Origin of the sequence: Aeromonas sp. MR7 (genome assembly GCF_963899385.1) — a bacterium.
Taxonomy (GTDB): domain Bacteria; phylum Pseudomonadota; class Gammaproteobacteria; order Enterobacterales; family Aeromonadaceae; genus Aeromonas; species Aeromonas bestiarum.
The window spans coordinates 55,241-66,318 of the sequence record NZ_CAWQXH010000009.1; the positions used below are offsets into that span (position 1 = coordinate 55,241).

Sequence of the window (11,078 nt, forward strand, 5' to 3'; positions counted from 1 at the left end):
AGTTCGAGCTACAAGATAGTGAGGTCTACCCGGCTTTGCAATCTGTGGATAAGGCATTAGCTGTGGATAAATTGTGGGTGTCGCGACCCAGGTTAGTGGATGCTCACAGTGAGTGGGTTTTCATGCGTCCGATCCGGTAAATGCAAGTCTGATGATCGAACATGGAAAATTTAAATAACTTTTTTTTCTTGCGAAAACGGGGTGTTTTTACTAGCAAATTCAGTCTGGTTATCCCTTGTGCAGCAAGGGTCAAAAGGTGTCCTGTCCCAGTGTGTTAGCGGTTGCCAAACGGCAAAAACGGGAGATCACTCCTGATCTCCCATCGCATCCTGGCGCACCCACGAACATCCATATGTTGGTGTTCATATGGGCACCGCTTGGCAATAAAGCTGCCTTTATGATCCATCAATGCCTGTGACCCGGCGGATCATGGGTCAGGCTACCTCGTAACGCAGCCAGTGGTGCAGGGCCTGCACGGTATCGAAGTGCAGATCCGCGCCCCAGTCGGCGGGATCCTCGTCATCGCTCAGATAACCCCAACCCGCGACTGCGGTGCGCATGCCCGCATTGCGGCCCGCCTCTATGTCACGCACGTGATCCCCCACGTAGAGGCAATGGGCGGCGTCGACGCCCAGTTGCTCGCAGGCAAAGTACATGGGGGCAGGGTCTGGCTTGCGCACCGGCAGGGTATCGGCACTGACGGTGACGCCGCAACTGGCAAGCTCGGGCAGGGCCGCCAGCAGCGGCTCGGTCAGAAAGCCGGGCTTGTTGGTGACTATGCCCCAGGGCAGGGCCCGTTCGTCCAGCCATTCGATGAGCGCCACCATGCCCTCATAGGGGCGGGTGCCGACGCACAGGTGGGCGGCGTAGTAGTCGAGCAGGGCGGTGCGCAGGCGTGTGGCGCCCAGCTCCTCGAGCAGCTCATCGCCAAGCCCGGCCCTGAGCAGCCCGAGCGCGCCGTGGGAGGTGGTCTGGCGAATGATGGCCTCGGAGAGCGGGGCAAAGCCTTCGCTCACCAGCACATGGTTGACGGCGGCGCCCAGATCGGGAGCCGTGTCGAGCAATGTGCCGTCGAGATCGAACAGCACGCAGCGCAGCGGCGCCGGGTGAGAGTCGCTCATCAGCCTTGCTCCGGGCGGATGAACTCCACCATGTAGTTGACGTCGACGTTCTTGCCGAGCTTGAACTGGCCGGTCAGCGGCGAATAGTGCACGCCGCTCATGTCCCGCACCAGCAGGCCCGCCGCTTCACCCATGCGACACAGTTCGGCTGGGGTGATGAACTTCTTGTGATCATGGGTACCCTTGGGGACCATCTTCATCAGGTATTCGGCCCCCAGGATCATCATCAGGTAGGCTTTCGGGTTGCGGTTGATGGTGGAGACGAACGCTCGTCCGCCCGGGCGCACCAGGGTGGCGATGGCGCGCAGCACAGAAGCCGGATCCGGCACATGCTCCAGCATCTCCATGCAGGTGACCACGTCATACTGGCCAGGGGCCTGGCCGGCGTGCTCCTCCGCCGTCATCTGCTGGTACTGGAGCTCCACCCCCTGCTCGAGGGCGTGCAGGCGGGCGACGCCGAGGGGCTCCTTGCCCATGTCGATGCCGGTGACGCGGGCACCGCGCCGGGCCATGCTCTCGGAGAGAATGCCGCCCCCGCAGCCGATGTCGAGGATGTGCTTGCCAAACAGGCCGCCGCTCTTGTCGGTGATCCAGTCAAGGCGCACCGGATTGATTTGATGCAGTGGCTTGAATTCGCCCTCCATGTCCCACCAGCGGGAGGCGATGGCTTCAAATTTGGCGATTTCTGTCAGATCGACATTGGCATCACTATTCATGTTTTGATGATCCTGTGGCAGGGCGCGCAGGTAGCAAGACTTGGGCGCAATCTATTGTCCTGGCGGGCATTATAACGGACACACTTTGTCACACCAGCCCGACTTGTTACCCGGATTTGTGGCTTAAGGTATTTGGCTCAGTGTGTTACCATGGCGCGCTGTTTAAGCCAAAGAACAACTAATTAGGGATTAAGGCTTTCTATGAGCGATCTGGCCAGAGAGATCACGCCGATCAACATCGAAGAAGAGCTCAAGAGTTCCTATCTTGATTACGCCATGAGCGTGATCGTAGGACGAGCTCTGCCGGATGTGCGTGATGGCTTGAAACCGGTTCACCGCCGCGTTCTGTTTGCTATGAACGAGTTGGGGAACGACTGGAACAAGCCCTATAAAAAATCGGCCCGTGTGGTCGGTGACGTAATTGGTAAATACCACCCGCACGGCGACAGTGCCGTGTATGACACCATAGTCCGCTTGGCGCAGGATTTCTCCATGCGCTACATGCTGGTCGATGGTCAGGGCAACTTCGGTTCGGTCGACGGCGACAGCGCCGCCGCCATGCGTTACACCGAAGTGCGGATGGCCCGCATCTCCCACGAGCTGCTGGCCGATCTGGACAAAGAGACAGTGGACTGGGTACCGAACTACGACGGTACCGAGATGATCCCGGCTGTCATGCCCACCAAGGTGCCCAACCTGCTGGTCAACGGCTCATCCGGTATCGCGGTGGGCATGGCGACCAACATTCCTCCTCACAACCTCACCGAGATAGTCAACGGCTGTCTGGCGCTGATCGAAAATAGCGATCTCACCATCGATGAGTTGATGACCTATATCACAGGGCCTGATTTCCCCACTGGCGCCATCATCAACGGTCGCGCCGGCATAGTGCAGGCTTACCGCACCGGTCGCGGCTCCGTCTACGTGCGCGCCAAGGCCGAAGTGGAAGTGGACGACAAGACGGGTCGCGAGACCATCCTGGTTCACGAGCTGCCTTATCAGGTGAACAAGGCGCGGCTGATCGAGAAGATCGCCGAGCTGGTCAAAGAGAAGAAAGTCGAGGGCATCAGTGCCCTGCGCGATGAGTCCGACAAGGACGGCATGCGCATCGTTATCGAGATCAAACGTGGCGAGTCTGGCGAGATTGTGCTGAACAATCTCTACAAGCACACCCAGCTGCAGACCACGTTCGGCATCAACATGGTGGCGCTCGATAACAACCAGCCCAAGGTGATGAACCTTAAAGACATTCTGGATGCGTTCCTGCTGCACCGCCGTGAGGTAGTGACCCGCCGGACCGTGTTCGAACTGCGCAAGGCGCGGGATCGGGCCCACATCCTGGAAGGTCTGGCGGTGGCGCTGGCCAACATAGACCCCATCATAGAGCTGATCCGTCACTCCGATACCCCGGCTGACGCCAAGGCCAAGCTGGTTGCCCGCGGTTGGGAACTCGGCAACGTGGCCGGCATGCTGGAAAAGGCAGGCGACGACGCGGCCCGCCCCGAGTGGCTGGAGCCGGAGTTCGGCATCCGTGAAGGTCAATACTTCCTGACCGAACAGCAGGCCCAGGCCATCCTGGATCTGCGTCTGCACAAGCTGACTGGCCTCGAGCACGAGAAGATCCTGGAAGAGTACCAATCTCTGCTGGATCTGATCGCCGAGCTGCTGTTCATCCTGGCAAGCCCGGAACGGCTGATGGAAGTGATCCGCGATGAGCTGCTGGCCGTGCGCGAGCAGTATGGCGACGCGCGTCGCACCGAGATCAGCGCCTCCAGCGCCGAGATCAACATCGAAGATCTGATCACTCCGGAAGACGTGGTCGTGACCCTGTCTCACCAGGGTTATGTGAAGTACCAGCCGCTGACCGACTACGAGGCCCAGCGCCGCGGTGGTCGTGGCAAGTCGGCCACCCGGATCAAGGAAGAGGACTTTGTGGAACGTCTGCTGGTGGCCAACACCCACGACACCATTCTGTGCTTCTCCACCCGTGGCAAGGTCTACTGGCTCAAGGTGTATCAGCTGCCGGAGGCGTCCCGTGGCGCCCGTGGTCGTCCGATCATCAACTTGCTGCCGCTGGAAGAGGGTGAGCGCATCACCGCCATCCTGCCGGTCAAAGAGTATGCCGACGACAAGTATGTCTTCTTCGCCACCGCCGACGGTACCGTGAAGAAAACCAGCCTGTCTGCGTTCAGCCGTCCGCTCTCCTCCGGCATTCGTGCCATCAACCTCAAAGAGGGTGATGAGCTGATCGGGGTGGATATCACAGATGGCAGCAACGAGATCATGCTGTTCTCCGATGCGGGCAAGGTGGTTCGCTTCAATGAAGGCAGCGGCCGTGCCGATGCAGCCGATGCCGATATCAGCGATGATGTCGACGGGGATGACGAGAGTGTCATTGACGCCGGCAACGACGACGATGGCAGCGACAACGGCGAAGGCACCGAAAGCAAGGGTACCTTCAAGGGTGTACGTCCCATGGGCCGTACCGCCGGTGGGGTTCGTGGTATCCGCCTGCTCAACGGTGACAAGGTGGTTTCCCTGATCGTCCCCCGTGGCGAGGGTGCCATCCTGACCGCGACCGAGAACGGTTACGGCAAGCGTACCGCGCTGACCGAGTACCCGACCAAGAGCCGTGGTACTCAGGGCGTTCGTTCCATCAAGGTGGATGAGCGTAACGGCAAGGTGATCGATGCGATCCAGGTCGAAGATACCGACCAGATCATGCTGATCACCAATGGTGGCACCCTGGTCCGTACTCGCGTCGCCGAGGTGAGCGTCATAGGCCGTAACACCGGCGGTGTGCGTCTGATCCGTACCGGTGAAGACGAGACAGTCGTCGGCCTGCAGCGTATCGCCGAGAGTGACGAGGAAGAGAACGACATCGTGGCCGTTGACGGTGAGGTGTCCGAAGGCACAGATACCGCGCCAGATGCCGGCTCTGCCGATGCAGGATCCACTGAAGGGTCCACTGAAGAGGGTGCAGCGAGCGACGAATAATCGCGCGTCTGCCGCCATGAAAAAGAGCGACCCCAGGGTCGCTCTTTTTGTTGCTGCCGTTTGCCCCAGGTAGCGCGCCCCAGCCTGATGGGTCAGCCTGATCCTGTTGCCGCACGCGTTGCTGATCACTCGTACCGCGAGCATGACTGCACCCCTCCTTGTTTCCTTGTCCTCAATTCATCATGCCTGCGTCATCCCCCTGTCATGGGATGCGGTCAAGCTTGCCCCTGTCGCACTCAACAGACTGCGACTCGCAGCCATCAAACAGGAGCACCTTATGACTAGCTGGGTAATGTGGGAGATCTGGTGGAGCCGGGTATGGGGCGAACATCAACCAGCGTCGCTGGCAGGGGAGCATGAGGACGAAGTGGCCCATGAGCCGGCACGACTGCCCGCCGAATTGATCGCGCAAGGCAAGGCCACGTACTTGCCTCGACCAAGGGGGTGAGGCCCTGCTCGTCGGCATGGTTTGTGGTGTACCGGCGAAGGGGAGGCGTTGTGAGTGCGGTTGACGCTGTCGGGGCGATCAGAACAGCCGCAGTTGTTCGCCCGGGCGAATGAAGCCGTCCCGCCGCAGCTGAAGATGGCGCTTGCCCAAGCCCAGGCGCTTGCTGATGAGCCGAAAGCGCTGGGCGAGCAAGTCGGCAAACTGGCCTTCACCTCGCATGCGGGTGCCAAAGGCGGGGCTGTTGAGCCCGCCATCACGGCTGGCCCGCAGCTGGTTCAGGATGGCCTCCTTCTGGCCGGGGTAGTGTTCATCCAGCCAGTCGCTGAACAGGGTGGTCAGCTCGTGGGGCAATCGCAGCAGTATGTAGTCGGCGCAGTGGGCACCGGCCTCGGCCGCCGCCTTGATGATCTGCTCCAGCTCGGGCTCGTTGAGGCGCGGGATCATGGGGGCCGCCAGCACGCCGACCGGCACCCCGGCCTGTGCCAGCTTCTCGACCACCTTGAGCCGACCCGCGCCTGTGCTGGCTCTGGGCTCCAGCTGTCGCCGCAGGGTTTCATTCAAGGTCGTCACCGACACCATCACCTGGCAGAGACCCTCCCGGGCCAGCTCGGCGAGCAGATCGAGATCGCGCAATATCATGGCGCTCTTGGTGATGATGCCCACCGGGTGACGATGGGCCAGCATCACCTCCAGCAAGGCGCGGGTGAGGCGATAGTGATGCTCGATGGGCTGATAGGGATCCGTATTGGCGCCGAGCACTATGGTCTCTGGCTGATAGCTTGGCTTGGCAAACTCCCGGCGTAACAGCTCGGCGGCATTGAGCTTGGCAAACAGCCTGGTCTCGAAGTCGAGGCCGGGAGAGAGTTCCAGGTAGGCGTGACTGGGCCTGGCATAGCAGTAGATGCAGCCATGCTCGCAGCCCTGATAGGGGTTGATGGAGCGACCAAAGGGCACATCCGGTGAGCGGTTGTAGCTGATGATGCTGCGTGCCGTTATCTCCTTTACCTCGGTGCGGGGAGCAGTGGCGGCAAATGCTGCCTCCCACTCTGTTTGGGCCCAGCCGTCGTCGACAGCCTCGACCAGCGGGCCGCTGAAACGATGCTCGATATTGTGGGTGCTGCCTCGTCCTGCCATCGTCTCGCACTGATACTGTTTATATATACAGTTATCATGCTGACCCTCATTGCCAAATGCAAGCTCTGCCAATTCATACCGCCATAAAAAGCATGTCAACGGGATCTCCTGCTTGATCGCGGCGCTACATTTCGTTTACATAGACAAAATGCGAACTGGATCACGGAAATCATCATGAAACCCATCACCTGCCGCTGGCTGTTTATCGGAGTGCTTGGCCTGGTCATCTGGCGGCTGATCCCGCTCTCGACCGAGCAGGAGCTGGCATCGGCCAACCGGGCCTGGCGCAGCGGCCAGTTCGAGACGGCGACCAGGATCTGGCAACCGCTGGCCGAGCAGGGGATCCCGCGCGCGCAGGCGCTGATGGGCTGGAGTCACGAAGTGGGGCAGGGCACAGAGCAGGACATGGAGCAGGCCATCAGCCTCTATCGTCAGTCGGCGCAGGCGGGTGATGCCTTCGGCCAGTACCGGCTGGCGGAGGTCTATCTGCGCGGCGCCGGGGTGAAACGGGATCTGCGGCAGGCATTTCACTGGATGGAGCTGGCGGCCCGCAACGGTGACGTGCCCGCCATGCTGAAAGTCGGTGTGCTGCACCTGATGGGGGTGAGTGGCCGGGTCGATCTGGCTCAGGGCAAGCAGTGGCTCTATCAGGCCTCGCAAAAGGGCAACAAGCTTGCATTGAAGGTGTTGGAGGAGCTTGCTCTGGCCGAGGAGGGGAGCAGTACCTTCGATTTCAACTGGCAACCCCTGTTGGGTGACTAACCGGCAAGCACCTCATTTGGTTGTAGAAAATCTCATCAAACCCGATACAGCCCCGCCTACTTCTGGTAGCATGGTTCGGTTTTTGGTTTGCCTTGTGCCGTCACGCAAGCTGTTTGCGGTACTGGGTGTCTTCGCAAAGTGCTGTGGAGAGCCAGAACATCACCCTTTTTTGAATGATTTTTTTCCATCCCGCATGTGCCCTTTGGTAGGGGGCACCACTGTACAAGGAAACACACAATGCCAATCATTACTCTGCCTGACGGCAGCCAACGTCAATTTGCCCACTCCGTTTCCGTCATGGACGTGGCCGCGGACATAGGTCCGGGTCTCGCCAAGGCGTGCATTGCCGGTCGGGTAAACGGTGAACTGGTGGATGCCTGCGAGCTGATCGAAGCCGATGCTTCCCTGGCCATCATCACCGCCAAAGACGAAGAAGGTCTGGACATACTGCGCCACTCCTGCGCTCACCTGCTGGGTCATGCCATCAAGCAACTCTGGCCCCAGACCAAGATGGCCATAGGTCCCGTCATCGACAACGGTTTCTACTACGACATCGATCTGGATCGTACCCTGACCGACGAGGATCTGGCTGCCCTGGAAGAGCGCATGCTGGCGCTGGCCGCCAAGGATTACGACGTCATCAAGAAGAGAGTCTCCTGGCAGGAAGCACGTGACGTGTTCGAAGCCCGTGGCGAGACTTACAAGGTCGAGATCCTGGATCAGAATATTGCCCGTGATGACCAGCCTGGTCTGTATCATCACGAAGAGTACGTCGACATGTGTCGCGGCCCGCACGTGCCCAACATGCGTCACTGCCACCACTTCAAGTTGCAGAAGATGTCCGGCGCCTACTGGCGTGGCGATTCCAACAACAAGATGCTGCAGCGCATCTACGGCACTGCCTGGGCTGACAAGAAGCAGCTCAAAGGCTACCTGCAGCGTCTGGAAGAGGCGTCCAAGCGCGACCACCGCAAGATAGGCAAGCAGCTCGACCTGTATCACATGCAGGAAGAAGCCCCCGGCATGGTGTTCTGGCACAACGATGGCTGGACCATCTTCCGTGAGCTGGAAACCTTCATCCGCGGCAAGCTCAAAGAGTACGACTACCAGGAAGTGAAGGGGCCCTTCATGATGGATCGCGTGCTGTGGGAGCGTTCAGGTCACTGGGAGAAGTATGCCCAGGCCATGTTCACCACCCAGTCCGAAAACCGCGAGTACGCCATCAAGCCGATGAACTGCCCGGGTCACGTGCAGATCTTCAACCAGGGGCTGAAGTCCTACCGCGATCTGCCGCTGCGCATGGCCGAGTTCGGCTCCTGCCACCGCAACGAGCCGTCCGGTTCCCTGCACGGTCTGATGCGGGTGCGTGGTTTTACCCAGGATGACGCTCACATCTTCTGTACCGAAGAGCAGATCATGGAAGAGGTGTCCGCCTGTATCCGTATGGTCTATGACGTCTACGGCACCTTTGGCTTCGAAAATATCGTGGTCAAGCTCTCGACTCGTCCCGAGCAGCGCATCGGCTCCGACGAGGCCTGGGATCGCGCCGAGGCGGCTCTGGCCGAAGCCCTGGTGCTGAACGGCCTGAAGTACGATCTGCAGCCGGGTGAGGGCGCCTTCTACGGTCCCAAGATCGAATTTACCCTGCATGATTGCCTTGATCGTGCTTGGCAGTGTGGTACCGTGCAGCTCGACTTCGCCCTGCCTGGACGTCTGGGTGCCACTTATGTGGGTGAAGACAACGAACGCCACGTACCGGTGATGATCCACCGGGCCATTCTGGGTTCACTCGAGCGTTTCATCGGTATTCTGACCGAAGAGTACGCCGGATTGTTCCCGACTTGGTTGGCTCCGACTCAGGCTGTGGTCATGAATATCACAGATAATCAGGCCGATTATGCGGTAAAAGTAGCCAAAGCATTGAATGATGCGGGTCTTCGCGCAAAAGCGGACTTGAGAAATGAGAAGATTGGCTTTAAAATCCGCGAGCATACTTTGAAGCGAGTACCTTTCATGCTGGTCTGCGGCGATAAAGAAGTTGAAGCCGGTAAGATTGCAGTACGGACTCGTAAAGGGGCTGACCTGGGCACTTATCCTGTTGAAGAGCTAGTTGCTCTGTTGACCCAGGAAGTTCAGACCCGCGGACAAAAGAAAGTGGAGGAATAAGCTATAAAAGGCGGAAAAAAACTGGGCAAGCAACCGCAAGCCCGCGCTCACCGGATCAATACCGAGATTCGTCTGAAAGAAGTTCGTCTGACTGGTATTGACGGAGAGCCTTTGGGCGTCGTTGCTATCCAAGATGCATTGAACTTAGCCGTTGAAGCTGGAGTGGATCTGGTCGAGATCAGCCCTAACGCTGAACCGCCCGTTTGCCGGATCATGGATTACGGCAAATTCCTCTACGAAAAGAGCAAAACAACCAAAGAACAGAAGAAAAAGCAGAAAGTCGTCCAGGTCAAGGAAATCAAATTCCGTCCTGGCACTGACGAAGGCGACTATCAGGTAAAACTACGCAACCTGGTTCGCTTTCTGGAAGACGGGGACAAGGCTAAGGTCACCCTGCGCTTCCGTGGTCGTGAAATGGCCCACCAGGATCTTGGTATCAAGGTTCTGGAGCGCGTCAAGAACGATCTGGAAGAGTTGGCCGTAGTAGAGTCGTTCCCGAAAGTCGAAGGCCGTCAAGCAGTGATGGTCCTCGCACCTAAGAAGAAATCTTAAGGCCCACAAGAAATTGACTCATGGGTTCGCCCCATGAGTCGGTTCGCCTTGCGATTTTGTTGTCACTCACAATGCGGAGTATGAAATGCCGAAGATGAAAACCAACCGGGGTGCTGCAAAGCGCTTCAAGAAGACTGGCTCGGGTCGCTTCAAGTGCAAGCACAACCACCTGCGTCACATCCTGACCAAGAAGAGCAGCAAGCGTAAGCGCAAGCTGGGGCCGAAGTTCATGGTTTCTGCTGCCGACCACAAACGTGTTGTCGCTTGTCTGCCGTACGCATAAGGGGGATGTGAAAAATGCCAAGAGTTAAACGTGGTGTGACTGCTCGCGCTCGTCACAAGAAAGTAATGAAAGCCGCCAAAGGTTACTACGGCGCCCGTTCCCGAGTTTACCGCGTAGCGGTACAAGCGGTAACTAAAGCTGGTCAGTATGCCTACCGTGACCGTCGCCAGAAAAAGCGTCAGTTCCGTCAGCTGTGGATTGCGCGTATCAACGCTGCAGCACGTCAGAACGGTCTGTCCTACAGCCGTCTGATCAACGGTCTGAAGAAGGCTTCTATCGAGATCGATCGCAAGATCCTGTCCGATATCGCCGTTCACGACAAGTTGGCTTTCACCGCCCTGGTTGAAAAGGCTAAAGCAGCGCTGGTTTAATCCGGTTCTGTTATGAAAGATAAAAGGAGGCTCAGGCCTCCTTTTTTGTATCTGTAACTCACTGTTTTACATCACTTTCCCCTTTCTCATGTCCACGCTTTTTATTGATGTGGCCACTCCGGCAGCTCTTTTAGTTTCACTTCGAGTTGCAGGTGGTTGGTGTAGCCCTGATCGGTGAGGTCGTGCACCACCTGGGTGAGTAGCCAGTCGGCCTCGTCAATTTGTGGCTTGAAGCCTTCCGGGTAGAGTTTTGGGCGGCCTTTGGCCAGGGTAATCTGAAACTCGGCCACACCCCGCTGCAGTTTTTCTGTAGTGGTCTAATCATCCCGGACACCGTTTTAGGTGGTACAGTCGCCACCATTACTTGAGGTGTTCAATGACAAGATTACGTCGCTCATTCGCTGCCGAGTTCAAGCTGGAAGCCGCATCCCTGGTGCTCGACCAAGGCTATTCCGTCCCCGAAGCCAGCCGTTCACTGGATGTCGGCGAAACCGTGCTTCGCCGATGGATTCAGCAACTTCAATCCGA

General features: G+C 58.4%; 11 protein-coding genes. 7 read left to right on the top strand and 4 right to left on the bottom strand.

From position 1 onward, the window contains the following. Nucleotides 1–434: 434 nt before the first annotated feature. On the bottom strand, nt 435–1,121 hold the full coding sequence (locus AACW87_RS04635; protein ID WP_241326689.1) for an HAD family hydrolase: 687 nt from the start codon (nt 1,119–1,121) through the stop codon (nt 435–437). Further along, the gene (ubiG, locus tag AACW87_RS04640) at nt 1,121–1,837 is read right to left on the bottom strand and encodes a bifunctional 2-polyprenyl-6-hydroxyphenol methylase/3-demethylubiquinol 3-O-methyltransferase UbiG (RefSeq protein ID WP_098984011.1); all 717 of its coding nucleotides are present in this window, start codon (nt 1,835–1,837) and stop codon (nt 1,121–1,123) included. Before ubiG ends, AACW87_RS04635 begins: the two co-directional genes overlap by 1 nt. 201 nt (nt 1,838–2,038) lie before the next feature. On the opposite strand from ubiG, the gene gyrA reads away from it, so the two are divergent. Continuing rightward, entirely contained in the window at nt 2,039–4,834 is a 2,796-nt protein-coding gene (gyrA, locus tag AACW87_RS04645) for a DNA topoisomerase (ATP-hydrolyzing) subunit A (RefSeq protein WP_241326690.1), read from the top strand. A gap of 526 nt (nt 4,835–5,360) precedes the next feature. Here gyrA and AACW87_RS04650 read toward each other — a convergent pair. Then, on the bottom strand, nt 5,361–6,416 hold the full coding sequence (locus tag AACW87_RS04650) for a PA0069 family radical SAM protein (RefSeq protein ID WP_241326691.1): 1,056 nt from the start codon (nt 6,414–6,416) through the stop codon (nt 5,361–5,363). A 174-nt stretch (nt 6,417–6,590) separates the two neighbouring features. Here AACW87_RS04650 and AACW87_RS04655 point away from each other — a divergent pair, with 174 nt between their 5' ends. The 5 genes from AACW87_RS04655 to rplT all read left to right on the top strand — a co-directional run bounded on the left by AACW87_RS04655 (nt 6,591) and on the right by rplT (nt 10,550). Beyond that, a complete protein-coding gene (locus tag AACW87_RS04655; protein WP_241326692.1) occupies nt 6,591–7,178 on the top strand; it encodes a tetratricopeptide repeat protein in 588 nt (195 codons plus the stop codon). 237 nt (nt 7,179–7,415) lie between these two features. Next, nucleotides 7,416–9,344, top strand: a complete 1,929-nt coding sequence (gene thrS, locus AACW87_RS04660) for a threonine--tRNA ligase (RefSeq protein ID WP_043135382.1) — start codon at nt 7,416–7,418, stop codon at nt 9,342–9,344. A 21-nt stretch (nt 9,345–9,365) separates the two neighbouring features. Then, nucleotides 9,366–9,896 carry a translation initiation factor IF-3 gene (gene infC, locus AACW87_RS04665; protein ID WP_274454371.1) on the top strand — a complete coding sequence of 177 codons (531 nt, stop codon included), beginning with the start codon at nt 9,366–9,368 and terminating at the stop codon, nt 9,894–9,896. A gap of 85 nt (nt 9,897–9,981) precedes the next feature. After that, nucleotides 9,982–10,179: a 50S ribosomal protein L35 gene (rpmI, locus tag AACW87_RS04670; RefSeq protein ID WP_005315535.1), complete on the top strand. Its 198-nt coding sequence runs from the start codon at nt 9,982–9,984 to the stop codon at nt 10,177–10,179. Nucleotides 10,180–10,193: 14 nt separating this feature from the next. Next, a complete protein-coding gene (gene rplT / locus AACW87_RS04675; RefSeq protein WP_005300683.1) occupies nt 10,194–10,550 on the top strand; it encodes a 50S ribosomal protein L20 in 357 nt (118 codons plus the stop codon). A 101-nt stretch (nt 10,551–10,651) separates the two neighbouring features. Here the strand turns inward: rplT and AACW87_RS04680 are convergent, their stop codons facing one another. After that, a complete protein-coding gene (locus AACW87_RS04680; RefSeq protein ID WP_241326693.1) occupies nt 10,652–10,840 on the bottom strand; it encodes a hypothetical protein in 189 nt (62 codons plus the stop codon). 86 nt (nt 10,841–10,926) lie between these two features. On the opposite strand from AACW87_RS04680, the gene AACW87_RS04685 reads away from it, so the two are divergent. Next, nucleotides 10,927–11,078, top strand: a 152-nt coding sequence (locus AACW87_RS04685; protein ID WP_241326698.1) for a transposase, incomplete at its 3' end; no start/stop codon positions are given.